This is a genomic window from Vibrio sp. SCSIO 43009 (assembly GCF_023716525.1).
GTDB lineage: Bacteria > Pseudomonadota > Gammaproteobacteria > Enterobacterales > Vibrionaceae > Vibrio > Vibrio alginolyticus.
This window is the reverse complement of record NZ_CP071843.1, coordinates 302,072-321,112: the sequence shown is the minus strand read 5'-3', so window position 1 is coordinate 321,112 and position 19,041 is coordinate 302,072. Positions and strand designations below refer to the sequence as shown.

Sequence of the window (19,041 nt, the reverse complement as noted above, 5' to 3'; positions counted from 1 at the left end):
TCTTTTGATTTTAATTAACGAGAGCGAATCACTCTCACCATTGAAAGCAGGAAAAGTCCTAACAAGGTCCAAGGCGAACCACTGCCACCTGAACCACCGCCACTGCTTTCTTTAGTGGTATCAGCACTACACTGATACTGAGCAAAGTGACTCACACCCCACTCTTTCAACACCCCAGAGTTCCCTGACACGCGGTCAGACACTTCGAGACGCCAAGTACCCCAACTCGGTTGACCGACAAGTGCTTGTAACTCCTCGTCATACTGAGCGGTGAAGTAACCTTTAAATCCTTTGGTATTGCTTGATTGATGGCTAAGTAGCACGACCGATTTGCCTTGTGGAGACACTAGCGTCACTTGCAGATCTTGCAGTGAGTCATGTTCGATGTTCAGGTAAACCGCAAACGAATCATCAATCGTGCGTGACTTGTCCGATAGCGTCTGAGAGAACAGTCTGTCGCCCTGCTCCGGTAAAGCGGAATTCACTGATTGAGGCTGGATATCAAGCTCTGGCGTACCATTAACCAGCATCACCTGTTCACTCCACTGGTGAGTCTTTAGGCCTTCAGCAAATTGATAATCCAATGAAATAGAGGAATCGAATTGCGTGCCACATGTTAGACCGCTTGGTAACGCCACCTTCATTGAGGTCAAGTCAGAAAGCGTTTCATCAAAGTCGAAAACAGATGCGTTGTTTAGCTTCCATTGCCCTTTGATGCTCGCTTCACGGCCAGTTTGGCTCAGGCTCAAACCAACGTCTTGACCTTGTGCGATGTATCGAGCGTCATAGCGAACACGAAGAGGCGCTTTAAGTAAGTTGTGTCTGTTGAAGCTGTCCGTCAGGAATTGGGCGTAGTCTTTATTTGGGAACAAGGTGTTTGCGGCAAACACGGTCGACTCCGCCAGATCATGCATTTTCACGCCACGACCAATGCCGTACATACCTTCAAGTACAATGGCGTCAAACTCGCGGAACACGTTATCGGTATCATCACCGTATCGTTCAACCGATGCTTTAAGTGCTTGGAACAGTGGCGTTGACCATAGCTCATCGCCTAGTTCACCGCCCACACTAACGTGCGCTGGATACTCTGAGCCCTCGAAGTAACGCGCTCTTTGGTTCCATAAGCTACGAGTTGTTTTGCGTGTTCCGAACACACCGTCCCAGTTGAACACCGTATCTAACTCGAACTCTTGACCACGACGCGAAGCATCCAAATATTGAGTGCGGTAGCTCGCGCTGCCCGCCCAGTAATCAGCAAAACCTTCTGCGATAGCACCAGTGTGGCCGTACGCCCAATCCGGTACGATTTGGTAATGAATACCATGCCCAAGCTCATGTATCACGACATCAGCATCGACTGCATCCGGAGAAACACCACCAACACCCAGCATGAGTGCTTTCGGACCGTAATAGTAAGTAGAGTTATCTTTTGATAAACCGCGAGCGTCAAAACGAAGCGGTTCATCAAACAAGTCGTAAGTCAGGCTTGTCAGATATTGGATCGAGCTATCAAGATGATAAAAAGCCATCAACTGTGGGAACGCATTGTCACCAAACTCGGTGCTTTGCATCTCATCAACACTGTCAAATGCTTGAACCCCTTCTGCGCTGAGGAAGTCCAACGTATCGAGTACAGGCGCTTCACCAGGTGCTGGGGCTGAAAATAAACCCGTCGCATCCACTTGCTTTAATCTTGGGTTAGAGAGATAGAACTTACCTCCCGACTTTAAAACCTCAATCGACTTGGTGACGTACTCGATCGGCTGAGGGTAATCGGACAGTGCTGACCATGTCGATTCTGGTGCCGCTTGCTGTTGCATGGTGCGCAGATCTGGGTTGAATAAAGAAACCTCAACATCAACCAGACTTCCAGAGCTCAAAGCCGGTGGCTCTTGTGCTTGCAGTTGGCGAGGCGATTCCAATTCCATTGCAACCGTTGGTTTACCGTTGCGAATTATCGTATCTTCAAGGCTCTTAAACACTCGCACAACGTGATGATTTTTATCAGTTGTTACTACAAGGGCACGCTGAGATTGATATTCACCGTTAACCCAAACATCAAAATTGTAATGCTCACCAAGCTGAGACTGGGTTTTGTAACGGAACTTAAACTCGCCCGCTTCTGAGTAGTGGCTGTCTAAATAAGTTTTCGCTTGCGCTTCATTGGTCACCACAGAATCCGTTGTGGGATAATCCCACTCTGCAGACAGCGCCGCAGGGGTACATGCAATAAGCAGTGAAAACGCCAATGGTTTTAGCTTCATGATTTCGTCCTAGAATTCGTATTTTGCAGTCAGCGTGAAGTAGCGCCCTGGCTCAGTTGAGTAACGCTTACTTTCCTCAGCGATACCCGCTACGTCTTGGTATCGGATGTATTCTTTGTCGAACAGGTTGATGATGTTTGCGCTAACACGAAGGTCTTTGGAAACGTGGTAAGTTGCGCCAATATCAAACGTATTCCACGCACTTGTCTGCGCGCACTCTGTCGCTAGACCAAGCGTGGTCTGGCATTTAGGAACGCGATCCATGGCCGCGGCCCAGTTCCAAGCCACGTAAGCATTGAAGTCTTGGTCGGCGTATTTCAGTTGAGCGTTACCTTCGAATGGCGTAATGCTTCGAACGTATTCACCTTCCGCGTCTTTGCCATCTACGTAGCCAAACTTGGTGCTGATGTTCCATCGCTTAGTGATCGCGTAACCTGCAGAAAGCTCTGCACCATACGTCTCGACACCATCGAGGTTTTGGTATTGTTTAATGTAATTACCATTGCTTGAGTCAAAGCCCGTGGTCACAACGTCGATGAAGTTTTCAAACTTGTTGTAGAACAAAGACGCATAGACATACGCACGACCGTTATCGAACTTGTTACCGATTTCAAATGAGTCGGAAGTTTCAGCTTCTAGATCCATGTTTGGTGCAATGACAAACGGCGTGAGCGGCACAAAGTCGTGGCTTACGAAGCCATACGCTTTATCGTATTCCGGAGCACGGTAACCATGGTTATAAGATACATAAGCAATGTTGTTGGCAAATACTTCACGAGAAACCGACAGACTTGGAGATACCTCTGAGCTATCCATGTCTTTTAATGGGAAGCCGCCCACTTCACCCGCACCGTCTGGCGTGAGACGGTGCGCATCAAAGCGTAGGCCACCTGTGATGGTCCATTTATCCAGTTCCACCATGTCTCGGACATACAAGCCAATGTTATAAGCACGAGCAGGAGCGAAAGGTTGTTTGGTCGAAGGTGTTACTCCGTTCCAATCAATCTTGGAGTCGCTATCTGTGCGTTCGTAATAGTCTGTAGAAAGCTCGACACCGTAAGCCAATTGGTGCTCAGCATTTGCTGCATAAATCGTATTGGTGAAATCGCCACGGAAGCCAATTGTTTCGTCAATGAAGGTTTTGTGTTCCAGCTCGCGACGCTTGGTGATCAAACCATTATGATCCACTTGGCGCATTAAACGGTTGGTGTCTTCCACCACTTCGGTGTGACGCCAGTAAACTTTGGTATCCAACTCTTCGAACCAAGTTGGATTAATCGGAGTCACCTCTGCACCAATATAAGCGCTGTACTCTTCTGTGGTCTCATCCTCAGCAAAGTCTTCAATATGCCAAATTCCATCAGGTTGAATGGACGGTGAACCCTCCAAACGCTCTTGGTTCTGGGTGTAGAGTTCCGCTTTGGCTTTCAACATCACCTCTTCATTGAAAAAGTGGTTGATCGTATAAGCACCGCTGTAACCATCGAGGTCGCGGTTATACAAATCTTCATCAAAGTTACGTGTCTCTTGTCCTTGCCAGTATGAAACGTTAAACAAACTCTCTGTATCACCGGAACGGAAAGCTAGATTACTCGTGCCTTTGTACTTGTTGCTGATATCGGTGTAAGTACCGGAAACATCGGTGTAGAAGTCTTTGTCTTTTAAGAAATCACCCGGCTGACTGGATTCTAAAATCACCACACCGCCGATCGCGCCAGAGCCATGCACCGAAGAACTTGCCCCTTTAATGATTTGCAGCGATTCAAAATTGGATAAATCAAAAGTATCTCGCCCAACGGCATCATTAATGTCATTCGCACCGAAGCCATCCGCAGAACGAATGCCATCACGAACGATCATAATGCGGTTACCCGTCATACCACGGATGGTAATGTTTTGCGGACGTCCTGCACCGCCCGTCACGCTTACACCAGGTTCGTTACGCAGCACGTCATATAGCTCGGTCTCGCCTCTTTCTTCGATTTGCTCGTTTGTGATAACCGCGACACTACCTGCCACTTTTGACAATGGCTGATCGATTTTATTGGCGGTTACCACCACCTCTTCCATTGAGAAAGCCTTAGATTCGGCGTGCACTTGACTGGCAGCAAGTACCGAAAGTACTGCCGCTGACACTGGGGTAAGCTTCATTTACTGCTCCGCTTTAGATGTTTTAATGAGTGATAGTAGAAATGCGTATTCTTTTGCTTGTTGTTCTTGCGCTTGTCGTGGGTCCATTTGGTGGCCCGAATTAAAATCAGTTTGCAACAAGTACGGCCCGTTGCGCTCACTTAACGCTGAAACTTTAGCGAGATACTTTGCGCCTTCCCAATATGGCACGCGCTGATCGATTAAACCGACTTGAACCAACATGGGTGGGTAAGCGTCTTTATGGATATTGAGAATCGGATCGTACGCCTTCATTAACGCCAATTGTCCAGGTTTGGTTGGGTTACCCCATTCGCCATACTGCTGTGTGGTAAGCGGAAGTGAGGTATCCGACATACTTGCAACCACATCAACAAAAGGCACTTTAAGTACGACACCTGAAAACAATTTAGGATCTTGATTAACCGCTCCGGCCACCAACGTGCCACCAGCACTAGAACCGATGGCGAAAACCTCTCTATTGCCACGTTCGAATGTTTGCAGCGCCTTCGCGGCCGCGACAAAATCACCAATAGAATTGGCTTTTCGCACACCACGGCCTTGCTCGTGCCATTCATCGCCAAAGTACCCACCGCCACGGACATGGGCGATAGCGTAAATCACACCTTGGTCGAGTAAACTGATAACCTGAGGCATAAAGTACGGTTTCATCGTAAAACCATACGCGCCGTAACCGTAAATCATCACAGGAGATTGTGGGTGCAATTTGTCTTTGCGATACGCCAAAGAGACAGGGACAGAAACGCCGTCGTGCTTAATAAAAATACGTTGGGATACATAACGCTGACTATCAAAGTCTTGGTAAGCATCTTGAGAGTACAAGGATTTATTCAGCGTTTTTACATCGAACTCTTCCCACTGAGGAGGCGTAGTCATCGACATGCTTCGGATACGAATTTTGTTTGATTCAAAATCGCCCAATGTGCTTAGCCAAGCGACATTACCATCGTGTTCCAATGGCAGTATCACTTTTTCCTGCCCTTGGTAAGAATACACCGTCAATGTCGACAAGTTGTTTGGCTTACTAAGTGCCACAACTCCTGCATCATAAAGGTAGAACTGTTCAAGCGGCTCACGAGGATTGGTAAAGCGTTGCCATGTTGCGCCAAGCGGTGCGAGTTCGGCTTGGTAAAGGGCGAACTTTCCTTCCAGGTTGCTTTTAAGATAAATGTAACCTTTCGCCACATCCGCGTAATATTCCACACCCACTTCAGGCTTTCGCAATGAATCTGAGACAGTCCCCGTTTCTAGGTCGACAAGCTTCTGCTCTGTTGTTGACTCGTTGTTGCTTTGCAGCACAGCGTAACGGCTATCTGCCGCACGATAGAAAGAAAGTAACCAATCTGACTTGGGTTCATTCCATAGGACTGTTTTTGCCAAAGATTCAGTGGAGATACGTAAGATCTGATGAGGTCGCTGGGTGCGCTTTTCTTTTGCAACGAGGAATGCCACTTTCCCGTTAGGTGACAACAATACGCCACTATCGACGTGCGTCGCCAGTTCCGTAGATTGACCGGAGAGTAAATCAACAACCACAGCACGATATTGTTCGCTGCCGTCGATATCTTCCGTGAAAAGTAGCGTGTCACCATTCACTTGCCATTGACCAAGTTGGTAGTACTGATGCGCAGATTGTCGTTCATCGAAATCGAACACCACGTTTTCTGGTGCATGTTGACTCGCACGGGATAATAGTAAGTAACGACCATCGCGACGCATTAGCGTCCACTCTCTTCCACTCACGATCGACCATGGCTTATCACCTTTGTCTGCCACAATGGTATCCCACTGCGTTAGTAGGTTTTTTGTCAACGTCTGATAACTTTTTTGGTGCTGTTCAGTTTTGTGGTTTTGTTCTGTTAGGTAGGTAAGAACTCGCTCATCTTTACGAGCATCATCTCGAAGCCAGTTGAAATCATCAGCAGCAAAGCCAGAACTAGAGGTAATTATGAGCCCTAAAAAAACATGAGTAAATTTCATATAGAGAGCGAATTCATTTATAGGATTAATACAATGGCGCGTATTCTGCCCTTAAATAAAAATGAGATCAATTATCATTTTCATAATCATGTGAGATTTTTATCTAGTGTGTGAGGAAAAACGTTTGCTTTGACCGAGGTTATAAAACTTAATAACTTCCTAAATTAGCGTTCTATGCTGTTTATATACAACCAGACAAATATAAAAGCTGACTAACGAGTGAGTATGGAAAGACGCTATTTCACCTAGCGACAGACATAAAAAATCCGAGTGCGAACACTCGGATTTTTAAGAACTAAAATCAATGGGAAACTACAGCAGCTTTTACTCTTCAGAGCTCGGTGCCGCTGGTTTTTTCTTAGGGATGAAGACATCATCACCCACAGATACGTTTTTGTAGAAGCTCTTGTCACGCTTAGCTGGTTTTTTCGCCGATTTTTTCGCTTGAGGGCGAGCTTTCTTTGCGGTCGCTTTCTTATTGCGGAAATCTGGTTTAGGTGGCTTAAGGCCTTTAAACTTACCTTTCAAATCTTCGAACAATGAAAACTCAAGATCTTGTTGTAGGTATGCTTCTACACGTTTAAAGCTATCCCAGTCTTTTGGACCAACAAGAGAGATTGCATCCCCTTTATTTCCAGCACGACCAGTACGACCAACTCGGTGTACGTATTCTTCGGTATGCTTTGGCATATCGAAGTTGATGACGTGTGTCACAGTTGCAATATCCAAACCGCGGGAAGCAACATCAGTCGTTACAAGGATCTTAAATACTGCGCGCTCAAACTGACTCATAATGGTGTTACGTTGAGTCTGGTTCAAGTTACCACTTAGTGCTACAGCCTTCAGTTTCTTTTCGTTTAGCTTTTCTGTTAGTCGCTCAGTATCATCACGCGTTGCCGTAAAGATAATAACTTGACGGTATTCAGCCTCAGAAAGAACACGATCTAAAATTGCCTCTTTATGATCTAGGTGATCACACAAGTAAAATTTTTGCGTGATATCTTTATGCTCTTCGTTAGAAACGCCGATAGCAATTCGCTTTGGCGCATTGAGCATTTCAGCCGCGATTTCATTGACGTCTGCATGATCTAATGTCGCAGAGAACATCAACGTTTGACGACGACGATGCTTGGCTGCTTTATGAATGCGACGAAGCTCTGGTGCAAAACCCAAATCCAACATGCGGTCTGCTTCGTCAAGAATCAGCGTTTCCAAACCATCCAGATAAAGCGAACGATGATCTAAGTGATCAGCCAAACGTCCTGGTGTCGCCACGATAAATTTCGGGTAACGACGCAGAGCTTTTACTTGATCGTTAAAGTTCTCACCACCCAAAATCAGTGCTGCTTCATAAGATAGGCCAGCTAGCATAGAACGAAGCTCACCATATACTTGTTTCGCTAGCTCACGAGTAGGAGCAAGGATTACCGCGCGAGGGTCTTTCGCAGAAAACGATTTTGTCTTTAAAGACTTATGAAGCATTGGCAATACAAACGCCAAAGTCTTGCCCGAACCTGTTTTCGAAGATGCCAATAGATCCTTGCCTGCAATCGCAACAGGAATCGCCTGCTGCTGAATGTCAGTCGCTTTTTTAAAATCGTAGTGTTTTAGGTTCTTCAACAATCGGTTGTCTAGGCCTAGATCTTTAAATTGCAAAGTATTCTCCAATAAATCAGTCAGCGTCTGAGCGCTCTGTAGTGTCGTTTCCGCTCTAACGCAGCAAAAAAATAAAGCTCGGTATAATACCGCAAATCATAGGAGTATAGATAGAGATCACACAAACTAATTCCCTGTGGTAACGGTAAAACATCATTTGTGGCTCAGTTCAGAGTAAAGACTAGCCTTTTTGATGAGCAGCTGGACAGGAAGTTTAGAGAAAAGCCGTTCAAATATGCCTTCTATCCATCAACAAAACGACTTAAATAGCAGTTATTTGGGCCAATAAACTTTCATTTGTGTCAATATCGTCTAAATTATTGATATCAGGAACGTGGCAAATACACCTGCTATGAAAACTGTTGTGAGAACGAAATAAAGGATAGGTAGTTAAACTTTGTTAAGTTCAGGTAAAAGTTGACGTCAGGTACTCCATGAAATTCTTGGGTTTTTTTGACTTTTGCTACATCATGTACTGATAAAATGTAACCACATTTAACCTCGCTACTGTATAAAATAATAGTTAGTAGCGAGACTTTCACTATAAGCAAGGAGTTCTTATATGAACAAAACGTTGATCGCAGCTGCAGCAACTTCAGTACTTCTACTAGCCGGTTGTGCTTCTTCTGATGACGCAGCTACAGCAAATGCAGCAAAATTAGACGAACTAAGCAACCAAGTTAGCCAACTAAGCCAAGACGTACAAGCTCTTCAATCTGACGTTCAAAAATCAGGCGCAGCAGCAATGGCTGCTCAAGAAGAAGCTGAGCGTGCTAACGAGCGTATCGATAACATCGCTCAGTCTTACACTAAGTAAGATTTAATACCGCGTCTTAACGCCCGTTAAGGCGCGGTTATTTCGATAGGAACCCCATTCTGTGCAGCGATTGCTGCTTTAGCCTTCACGTTTTTCATACCGAATTCATCCAACCACCACTTTAACTCTTTCGGCACTTTGAGTTCATCTTTCTCGCCATTACTACGAGTCAAAGGCTCATGTGCTTCTAAGAACACACTTCTGTCAGGCTCAAGTGTCATTTTGATAGGCTGGTTAATGATGTTAACGTCTTCACCGTTACGAACCTTGTCAAATAACCACTCAATGTCACTTGGGTCCATACGAATACAACCCGCGCTGACCCGCATACCAATCCCAAAGTCCTTGTTGGTACCATGAATTAGGTATTCGCCATTCCCGTAAGCTAAACGCAATGCAAACATACCAAGTGGATTATCAGGCCCCGCAGGAACAACGGCTGGTAGGTCAATGCCCTTTGCTTTGTACTCGGCACGAATAGAGGCTGGAGGAGTCCATGTAGGGTTCGGTCGTTTTTGGCTGATACGCGTTGTCATTACTGGGGTATCGCGCCCTATTCGGCCAATTCCGACAGGAAATACATGGACAATATCCTCTCCTTTCGGAAAGTAATATAAGCGCAGCTCGGCTAGATTAATAACGATACCTTTATAAGGTACGTCTGGGAGGATTAGCTGTGTCGGAATAGTAAGAACATGCCCCTCTTCTGGTAAGAAGGGATCCACGCCTTTGTTTGCGGCCATTAAACCTAGCATACCCACATCGTAGAGCTTAGCGATATTTGCCATGGTTTCGCCTTCTTGCACGACGTGGTTTTCAAGGCGACCAATTAAACGGCTTCCATCCTCTGGTAATTCGTACATCTTAGCGAATGATAGACCACTCACTAAAGATAACGACACAGATAGCAGGGTACGTTTTGCGAAACTCATTGATCGCTTTTTGCTAAGCATTTCACTCTATTCCTTGGCACTTTTAAAGAGCTGTAAGGTTATCTCTCTTTCTGTCTTGTGATCAACCATCGGCTTGTGATATTCCAGTAAAGAAAAGCCCTCCCAAGTCCAAGGTTTATGGATGTATTTGTTCGGTACACTTTTGATTTCTGGTACCCAGTGGCGCACAAATTCACCATTAGCATCGAACTTTTCGCCTTGGCTTATCGGGTTGAAAATACGAAAGTATGGCTGCCCGTCACAGCCCGTAGAAGCAGACCATTGCCAGCCACCATTGTTCGCTGCAAAATCGCCGTCCACCAGCTTACTCATGAAGTACGCTTCTCCCCATCGCCAATCAATATGTAAGTCCTTGGTAAGAAAGCTCGCGACAATCATACGTAATCGATTGTGCATCCAACCTGTTTGATTGAGCTGACGCATTGCTGCATCAACGACTGGGTATCCTGTTGTTCCTGTCTTCCATCGCTCAAAGGCCTTCTCATCATAGGACCACTGGATTTTATCCTCCCAATCGATAAATCCTTTGCCTTTGACGAGTTTTGGTTCGAAAACCAATAGGTGCTGATAAAACTCACGCCAAATGATCTCACTTAGCCAAGTTGCTTTCCCTTCTGTAAGGTCATTTTGTTGATTTTCAGCATACAAACGAGCAATACACTGCCTTGGTGATAGCGCGCCAATCGCAAGGTATGGAGACAGTTGGCTAGTGCCATCAATAGCTGGAAAGTCTCGCTCGCTTTGATACGCGTCACTGCGCTCCCGTGCAAATTCCCTAAGCTGCTTCAAAATATCATTAGTCGAAGCCAGCCAGTCTTCACTGGATTCTCGAGGATAGCTAAATGTGAAGCTTGAATTAAATCGAGCCGACTCTAATTGTTCGAGTACCTTTTTATTGAGTGGCGCTTGCTCGTGAGGTTTTACTACCGTCGGCATATGGAACTGCGTTAACCAAGCACGCTTGAATGGCGTAAATACCTTAAAATATTCGCCTTGCTTATTAAGAACCGTCGTTGGCGCGTGCACACATTTGTCATGAAACAGTTCAAATTCGATATCGTGAGAAGCTAACGCTTCACTTACTTGTGTGTCGAGCTCTCGTTCGTTCACCTCATAGTGAATGTTTGCCATGACAGACGTGGCTTCAAGTGTTTCCGCCCACCCACTAATCACATCTGTACAATCGGAAAACGACGGCACCTCTTTGTACAAAAAAGGAATATTAAGGCTTTCAAGCTCCTCGTTAAGACAAGCTAAGCGACGAGCAATGAGGTCTGCCTGCATCGGCGCCATGTGATGCTCCCGCCACTGCTCTGGCGTCGCGATAAAGCAAGCGACGACAGGCTGACCTGAATCCAATGCCGCTTTGAGTGCCGTGTGGTCTAACGTACGCAAGTCACGTCGAAACCATACTAAAATCATGGTAGCTCCTATCTTTTGTCTACTAAGTTAGGTGTAATTTCTCTATCACTTCAGAGCACCCCATCCGATCACCTAGCTGTGCGTGAAGCATTTTGATGGACGCTACTTGTTTAGCAGCTAGTGCTTTATTGGAGAAAAGGTAGATAAACGAACCATTTTCAATGACCTCGTGATCTAGTAGACCAGAAACATCATCAACCTTATCGATCAAAGTCGTGTGATACCCTTGTTCACAAAGCTTCGCTGCTTGAATCCAACTCTCAGATTCTCTGTTTTGTTCAAAGCTAATGAGCAGACACTTTCCTTTGGAAGCGGCTTTGTTTTCAGAATCGATAACAAGGGCAAGTCGAGTGATTAAACAAGTCTGAAATAACCCCACCTGCAAGGATCGCAACGATCCTTTTACCATATCTAGCGCATCAAATACTGGGCTAATAAACTGATCAATAACGAGTTTTAGTGGGTACTCTTTAAGAACAGAGGCAAGTAAACTCTCTGCTTTTCCTCGATTCAGGGTAGACAGCGCAAGCAGCATGTTTTCAACTTCTTCGAGTGTGCGAACCTCGTTTTTGACTTCGACATCGGCGCTTTTTCCTAGCAACCCCTTAACTTTACCAATCGAAATCCCCTTCGCGAGCCAACTCTGGACTTCGCGAATCGTATCGAGATCTTGCTGGCGATAGAGTCTGTGTCCTTTTTCAGTTCGCTGAGGCTGGATCAAGTTGTATCTTCGTTGCCAAGCTCTCAGCGTAACTGGTTTTACACCCGTGATTTCTGCGACATCTCGGATCGCGTATAGTTTTTCTTCTGAACTACAAACCATAGCGTAATCTCATCTCCTGCGGATACGGTTCTAAAAACTTCTGTTTTGCTAAATACTCGTCTGGGTAAGTATTTAAGTAATGCTTAATCAACGTAAGTGGTGCTAGCAGAGGCAGCATTCCAATACGGTAGTCGTGAATCACTGTCGCTAACTCTTCTTTTTCTTCTTTAGTTAGTGAGCGTTTGAAGTACCCTTGTAAATGCATCAACACATTTGTGTTATTTTTGCGGCTAGCCCGATTCGTTAACGCCTTCATCAGTCCTAAACGATACTCTTGGTAAAAGTCTTCAATTTCATAATTAGCGACATCGGCAACTAAGCGGCCAAGGGATCGGTATGACTCTGGGTGGTGTGCCATTAACGTCAGTTTGTAGCGCGAATGAAAGTCGATGATTTTGCCACGAGTAGGCTCACCATCCATCGAGTCGTAAAAGTCATTTAGACAAAATACTCGAGTAATAAAATTTTCTTTCAATACAGGGTCGTTAAGTCTGCCATCCTCTTCAACAGGCAACCAAGGCATTTTTTGCATCAATGTTTGTGTATACAAGCCAACACCTTCTTTCGCAGCACTGTTCTTGCTGTAAACCTTGACTCGCTCCATGCCACAAGTTGGTGACTTGGCACAAACGATGTAACCACAAAGCTGCTCGCTTTGAAGTTCATCTACTTTATTGGCCGAGTAAGTGAGCATATTGTCGGTATGATCATTTTCTGGATTTTTGGTTTCAACCAATGCAACACGCTCTTCATTAGAAACAAGACGAATTGTTGGACGGGGTACTGGCATACCTACGCCGACTTCAGGGCATACCGAAACAAAGTCAAAATACGGGCTGAGCTCTTTAGTCACAAAGTTGCTCACCTTATGACCAGAGTCAAAACGCACTCGTTCACCCAAAACACACGAACTGATACCTACTTTGATTGAAGATTCCATGATGACGCATCCCTATACAAAAAGTTTTGTTGTATAACTTATAGCAAGCCTTTCCAAGTTGTACAAGAAAATAAGTTGTACAATTTAATCGTTTTACTTCACTCGAAAGTATTTCGATCAACCAGCTGTCAGAAAAAAGTTTGGCCCAAAAACAAAGAATTTGTGCGCGCAATCGACAAACTGCTCAAAAGCAAATCGATTGCTCTTTTGGTTTCAACAGATTTGGTTATCAATAGTAATTGCAGTTTCTAAATGCGTGGTTTTTGTGACTAAGCTCTCAAGGGGCCACTGTACGTCCCGATATTATTGCCTCAACGAAAACGAACAAGTTCAACAGAATTGGTAATAGCGTTCTATAATAGAGGCGTTTTATCAAAACAAAACTTTGGAGAGCACTTATGGCAACCCCACACATTAACGCACAACCAGGTGATTTCGCTGAAACAGTTCTAATGCCAGGCGACCCGTTGCGCGCTAAATACATCGCTGAAACGTTCCTAGAAGATGTGAAACAAGTTTGTGACGTTCGCAACATGTTCGGCTTTACTGGCACTTATAAAGGCAAAAAAGTTTCTGTAATGGGCCACGGCATGGGTATCCCGTCTTGCTGTATCTACGTACACGAGCTAATCGCTGAATACGGCGTGAAAAACGTTATCCGTGTAGGTAGCTGTGGTGCAGTACGTGACGACGTGAAACTAATGGACGTTGTTATCGGTATGGGTGCTTCTACAGACTCTAAAGTTAACCGTATCCGTTTCAACAACCACGATTTCGCAGCAATCGCTGATTACGGTCTTCTAGAAGAAGCAGTTAACCAAGCGCGCGCTCAGGAAGTGCCTGTAAAAGTAGGTAACGTATTCTCTGCAGACCTGTTCTACACACCAGAAGCAGACATCTTCGAGAAGATGGAAAAACTAGGCATCCTAGGTGTAGACATGGAAGCGGCTGGTATCTACGGCGTAGCAGCTGACCTAGGCGCGAAAGCACTGACTATCCTGACAGTTTCTGACCACATCATCCGTGGTGAAAAACTAAGCTCAGAAGAGCGTCAGAAGTCGTTCAACGACATGATGAAAGTTGCACTAGAAACTGCAATCAACATCTAAGAACAAATAGTAAGTAATAATTTGCAGCCAGAGTTATGCTGGCTGCCCGAATTATCCCGAGGGGGCGATTGTGTCTAACGGCGAACTGCCAAAAGACGCAGATGGGTTACAACTCAACTTTTGTAAAACATTGGCGTGTGACAACTTTGGATTGAGTGATGCAAAGCGTTACGTTCTGCAACATGCGAACCCTAAGCGTCCGGCGATGGTATGCCGTGAATGTGGAGCTTTCCCCCCCTTACTTAATAATCGCGATGTCGTGAACGAACTTCATCGCCTGCGGCACGTCCACAGTGACGGGTTGCCTGCTTGCCGTAATGATGATTGCGACAACTTTGGACTTTCTGTCCACACTCACAAACACCTCTATCACGCTTTCGGTTACAGTGGCGATCGCCAACGTTACCGCTGTAAAGTGTGTCAAAGTACCTTTGTCGACAAGTGGTCTGGTGCCAACAAGAAGCTTCAATTTCAAGAGAACTTGATGGGCTTGTTGTTTACGGGATATTCCGTACGAGAAATCTGCCGTAAGCTTAGTATTAACCCAAAAACCTTTTACGACCATGTTGACCATATAGCTAGCCGCTGCCGCCGTAAGCTGGCAACCATTGATGCGCGCTGGGTAAACCACGCAACGCATTATGAATTGGCCTCAAACTATATTGCATTGCAACCGAACAGCAATAATGGTGTGTATTGGATTGTTTCTGGCGAAGCGCATTCTGGCTATATTCTTTGCCAGCACGTCAATTATTCCGCTGATGAAGAGCCAATCGCAACGCTCGATCATAATCCTTACGATGAGGTGTCTCGTTTTGTTTCCCAGGAGTACGTAGCGGAAGCAAGTGAGCCGCTTGCGGAACCTTCTCATCACCTCAGAGAGCGAATTGACCAAAAATACCAAACAATTTTGGCTCGCGGTAACGTAGAAGACCCTCTTGGTAATCTATCTGTATTTCATTACCCTTCAAAAGGGGCATTAGTCCGTCCACCATACACCTCATATGCACACTATTTGCACGTACTTGATATGTGCTGCCCAAACAAACGTGTATCTCTATACATGCCTCAAGATCCCCTACTACGTTCGGCTGCACTGAGCGTTTGTTTACCTCGCATTAAAGAGAAAAGTGTCGACTTGATGTACGTAGAAGAGGACGCTAGTTGGGACATGAGTACTCCCTTTGGCAAAGTCGATATCGCCTATATGAGTTGGTGGCGCGATCGTTGGGCAATCTCTAGTCAAAACGAAAACCACAAAGGCATTTGCTACCTCGCTGGCGATCAAAATGAGCCTGAAAAATGGTTTAACGTTGCGACAACTCGTCATGTGAAGTTTTATCAAAACCGCTTTCAGATTCTTTTCGAAAGCTTCATTAACGAGCCACGTCGCAAATTACGACCTGCTGGTATTTTACCTCTTTTAGATATATTCAGAGCTTGGCATAATTTGTGCTATCAGGATAAACAAGGTCTTACCGCTGCACAAAGGTTAGAAGTCTCTGATGCACCTTTGACAATCAAACAGCTCCTATCGTAGCTATTCTATTGGTAATTTAGATGTAGTAATTAGGGGTTGTAACGGTATACATTACGGCCCCTGATCGTTTACCAAAACGTTATCCGCATCGCTTTGGTAAAGAAACATGCATCTAACCACTTAATATTAGGTGTGATTTCCAGTTCGATAGTCATGGATGTGAACGTTGGATAAAAACCAAATTCAGCTAGAAGATGATCTCACTAAGCTTAAAGGCCAAATAAAATCGGCCCCTAAACATACCTTTAATGTTGCGCAGCAATATCTTATCCGCGCGGAACAAATTTTATTTGTGGACGGAGAGATCAAAGCCTTACTCATCATGGCGCAATGCTGTTGGTGCCTAATGGATTATCGACAAGGCTTAAAACTCGTCAAAGACGCTTACAGCAAACAAACACAGCTTGAAACCGACGATCATCTCCCGGAAATTCTCCATCTTTTTGCACTCCAATATTGGGGCCAAGCAAAGTATTATTCCGCGCAACAATATTGGATTAATGCGCTCGAACAATCTGCTCTTGTTGATGATGTTGAAATTCAAATCGAATCTCTAATTGGGCTTGGTAATGTATGGCGCATCACTAATGAACACCAACTTGCCGCTTCAACTCATGAGTTAGCCGTTAAAGTGGCAAACAATGTTCGTATTGCTTGGTTAGAAGGCAAAGCGCGCATCCTATTAGCTTGGGACTATTACTTACTAAATAAGTTTGTCGAGATGCTTACGGTACTGGATGGAGCAACCGAAGTATTAAAAGATCATGATGACAGTACGTGGCAAGCCGAGATCTGGGACTTTAAAGGGTTAGCACTGCTTGGACTAGAACGCCTTGATGCGGCCGAAGAAGCCACCCAAAAAGCCCACCAGCTCGCCATTGAGCATGATCTCGTTTGGATGAAAGCACACTCTTTTATTAGCCGAGCAAGACTTGAGCTTTTGCGCCAAAATACAGACAGCGCTGCCAAGTTGCTACTAGCAGCAGAAGAGTCTGCACTCAGTTTCGACCACGGTGAGCTACTCAGCCAAATTTGCTTCCAACAATCACGAGTCGCTGAAGAACAAGGAGACTTTGAGTCTGCGTTTAACGCGTTCAAGAAATACCGTAAGCACGCACTCAAAATGCTCAAAGAACAAACTCACCGAATCAGCATGGATAAAGCAAGAGGCTCTAAACGCCAACTAGAGCAGCGAGCACGTAAGCTGATCAATCATATTCGCTCTCAACACGAATACGACCCTGAAAAACAGTTCTCTAATGTCGTTTCTGAGACCTACTGGTGGGAACAGTTAGTTTTGTTTAAAACGGAGCTCAAACGCTCTAACCACGCCATCATTATGATTCAGCATTCAAACCCCGAAGTTCTCGATGTTTGTACCGAGCTCGTTCATGCATTGACAACCTCCAGCGACCTCATCTCGAGAATTTCCAGTAACAGGCTAGCAATGTTAATTGCAGAAAAAGGTAAAGCAGCAGAAGAGGTCTACCGCACTGTCCAAGCGATGTTAGACATCTATCCATGGAAGCGACGCGGAATCAAAGGCCCTAAACCGATACTGTATTTGCAAGATATCCTGACCTTCCCATTCACGTTAGAACAGCTCGAAGAAAGTTATATTGAGGTAATGAAGAATGGAACAACTGCTTAGCAAGGTGACTGACGCAGGTATCGATCCTTCTTCCGTTTCAGGTGAAGAAGCGATTACGCTATGGGAACACATAGGGTTACATATTGCGTCAACAAACCGAGAGAAAGCGCATTGCTATATCATTAGCGCCGAGTATCGAAGAGAGATCAAACAGCTCAACGACAGCATTAGTGAATTGAAACAAGCGCTTGAGTTGCTTGTTTTACCAGAGGATGTAGAAGATATTCTTTCTGTGAAAGCAAGCTTGAGTGAGCGTTTAGTTGAAGTAGGTGACTACAATGCGGCATTAACCGAGTATGTTGCTTCAACCAATATCGCCGTCGAGTACGGCTATATTGATGAGTACGTATTGGCCATTATTGGAATGGGTAATTTGTGCGATGCCTATGGGGATCACCAACGTGCATTACGTTATTATCAAAAAATAGATGCTATCGATCACGCTATTGGCAGTCGATCCCTACGCCTTCGTTACAAGCTGTACATGCTTGCCTGTTATATCAGCTTGAACCGTACCGCAGACGCCAAAGAGCTATTGAGTGAATGTGAAGAACTGAGCATTCTCGTCAGTGATAAAAACCTCGCCGCACAAATTCACCTCTACCGAGCCAAATTACATCGTCTGCAAGAAGACTACCCCAGTGCGTTGCTGGCTATTTCGAATGTTCAGTATACAACGGGTAGTGCCACGACATACTGGTTATCCACGATGGTCAAAATTGAGACTGCGTATTGTCTAAACGGTGTAGGGCACACTTCTTTAGCTAACTTAACGCTGGACTCCATCAGTAAAAGGATTCAAAAGCAGCTATCTCCTATCGTTACTCAGCATTTTTATAACGCGATGAGTCAAGTTTACGCCTCTCAAGGGGTGTATCAAGAAGCATTAAATTGTGAAAAAAAAGCGCATAGAATCGAATCTGATCTTGTAAAACATATTCCGATCGGTGAGTTAGGGTCTGCTCAACTACGCCGACTTTCACGCTTTGAGTTACAACTCAAACTCATTTTGTCAGAGCTAGAAAACAAAGAACTAAAAGAAACCACCAAGCAGCATAAAAATACTGTTGCTCAGCTACAGCAGGACGTCTTTACCGATCCACTTACGTCTTTACACAACAGACGCTGGTTAGAAGTTAAACTAAAAGATCTACTTCTGCACGATACTGCATTTGCATTGATGGTCATCGATATCGATCACTTCAAATCCATCAATGACGAACTAAGCCACTTGGTGGGCGACAAAGCGATCAAAAGTGTGTCACAGGAACTGGCGTCCTACTTCAGATTTAAAGGCGCATCGTGCGTACGATTTGGTGGTGAAGAGTTCCTCGTGATCCTTGAGAATACCCAACTGGAACGCGCAGAAATGCATGCCGAGAATTATCGTGAACGGATTTATCAATATGGTTGGGACGATATTCTTGGTGAGCGGGGGCTGACCGTATCCATAGGGATTACCTTGCATCGAGAAGGCGAGAATACTCAGCGAACTTTTTATCGTGCAGACAAAGCTCTTTATCGCGCCAAAGCCAATGGCAGAAACCAAGTCTGTACCGAACTTTAAACCATGCCCCGGTTGACACCTGGGGCTTTAGTATACTTTTTACTTATCCTTCCTATATCACTTCACTGCTTGTTTAAATAAGTACTCAGCAACACCTTAACTGCCAATAAACATCAGTGGATACTTACATCGCATAAACATAATTCC

At 45.0% G+C, this 19,041-nt stretch carries 13 protein-coding genes; 5 read left to right on the top strand and 8 right to left on the bottom strand.

Annotated features, from left to right (window positions below; translation table 11 throughout):
• Positions 1 to 14: 14 nt before the first annotated feature.
• The 4 genes from J4N43_RS17120 to J4N43_RS17105 all read right to left on the bottom strand — a co-directional run bounded on the left by J4N43_RS17120 (position 15) and on the right by J4N43_RS17105 (position 8,084).
• Entirely contained in the window at positions 15 to 2,267 is a 2,253-nt protein-coding gene (locus J4N43_RS17120; RefSeq protein WP_213891098.1) for a proprotein convertase P-domain-containing protein, read from the bottom strand.
• A gap of 9 nt (positions 2,268 to 2,276) precedes the next feature.
• Positions 2,277 to 4,418 carry a TonB-dependent hemoglobin/transferrin/lactoferrin family receptor gene (locus J4N43_RS17115; RefSeq protein ID WP_213891096.1) on the bottom strand — a complete coding sequence of 714 codons (2,142 nt, stop codon included), beginning with the start codon at positions 4,416 to 4,418 and terminating at the stop codon, positions 2,277 to 2,279.
• Complete coding sequence (locus tag J4N43_RS17110; protein ID WP_238952491.1) at positions 4,419 to 6,416, bottom strand: prolyl oligopeptidase family serine peptidase; 1,998 nt, start codon at positions 6,414 to 6,416, stop codon at positions 4,419 to 4,421.
• Between the two features lie 324 nt (positions 6,417 to 6,740).
• Entirely contained in the window at positions 6,741 to 8,084 is a 1,344-nt protein-coding gene (locus J4N43_RS17105) for a DEAD/DEAH box helicase (RefSeq protein ID WP_031812859.1), read from the bottom strand.
• Between the two features lie 550 nt (positions 8,085 to 8,634).
• On the opposite strand from J4N43_RS17105, the gene J4N43_RS17100 reads away from it, so the two are divergent.
• Positions 8,635 to 8,889: an Lpp/OprI family alanine-zipper lipoprotein gene (locus J4N43_RS17100; RefSeq protein WP_005375145.1), complete on the top strand. Its 255-nt coding sequence runs from the start codon at positions 8,635 to 8,637 to the stop codon at positions 8,887 to 8,889.
• A 26-nt stretch (positions 8,890 to 8,915) separates the two neighbouring features.
• On the opposite strand, the gene J4N43_RS17095 is transcribed toward J4N43_RS17100, so the two are convergent.
• Genes J4N43_RS17095 through J4N43_RS17080 form a run of 4 tightly spaced genes read right to left on the bottom strand, consistent with a single transcriptional unit; the run spans position 8,916 to position 13,027 of the window.
• Entirely contained in the window at positions 8,916 to 9,842 is a 927-nt protein-coding gene (locus J4N43_RS17095; RefSeq protein ID WP_025768560.1) for a L,D-transpeptidase family protein, read from the bottom strand.
• 6 nt (positions 9,843 to 9,848) lie between these two features.
• Positions 9,849 to 11,264, bottom strand: a complete 1,416-nt coding sequence (gene phrB, locus J4N43_RS17090) for a deoxyribodipyrimidine photo-lyase (protein WP_047104510.1) — start codon at positions 11,262 to 11,264, stop codon at positions 9,849 to 9,851.
• A gap of 22 nt (positions 11,265 to 11,286) precedes the next feature.
• A complete protein-coding gene (locus tag J4N43_RS17085) occupies positions 11,287 to 12,087 on the bottom strand; it encodes a MerR family transcriptional regulator (RefSeq protein WP_005375142.1) in 801 nt (266 codons plus the stop codon).
• Positions 12,077 to 13,027 (bottom strand): YbgA family protein, encoded by a 951-nt coding sequence (locus J4N43_RS17080; protein ID WP_005375141.1) that lies wholly within the window; start codon positions 13,025 to 13,027, stop codon positions 12,077 to 12,079. The genes J4N43_RS17085 and J4N43_RS17080 overlap by 11 nt, the downstream gene beginning before the upstream one ends.
• Before the next feature lie 398 nt (positions 13,028 to 13,425).
• On the opposite strand from J4N43_RS17080, the gene deoD reads away from it, so the two are divergent.
• The 4 genes from deoD (at position 13,426) to J4N43_RS17060 (ending at position 18,894) form a co-directional block, all read left to right on the top strand.
• The gene (gene deoD / locus J4N43_RS17075) at positions 13,426 to 14,136 is read left to right on the top strand and encodes a purine-nucleoside phosphorylase (protein WP_005375140.1); all 711 of its coding nucleotides are present in this window, start codon (positions 13,426 to 13,428) and stop codon (positions 14,134 to 14,136) included.
• A gap of 70 nt (positions 14,137 to 14,206) precedes the next feature.
• Complete coding sequence (locus tag J4N43_RS17070) at positions 14,207 to 15,676, top strand: hypothetical protein (protein WP_005383936.1); 1,470 nt, start codon at positions 14,207 to 14,209, stop codon at positions 15,674 to 15,676.
• A gap of 166 nt (positions 15,677 to 15,842) precedes the next feature.
• The gene (locus J4N43_RS17065) at positions 15,843 to 17,327 is read left to right on the top strand and encodes a tetratricopeptide repeat protein (RefSeq protein WP_213972887.1); all 1,485 of its coding nucleotides are present in this window, start codon (positions 15,843 to 15,845) and stop codon (positions 17,325 to 17,327) included.
• On the top strand, positions 17,311 to 18,894 hold the full coding sequence (locus tag J4N43_RS17060; protein WP_252094189.1) for a GGDEF domain-containing protein: 1,584 nt from the start codon (positions 17,311 to 17,313) through the stop codon (positions 18,892 to 18,894). The genes J4N43_RS17065 and J4N43_RS17060 overlap by 17 nt, the downstream gene beginning before the upstream one ends.
• The last annotated feature ends 147 nt before the right edge of the window (positions 18,895 to 19,041 follow it).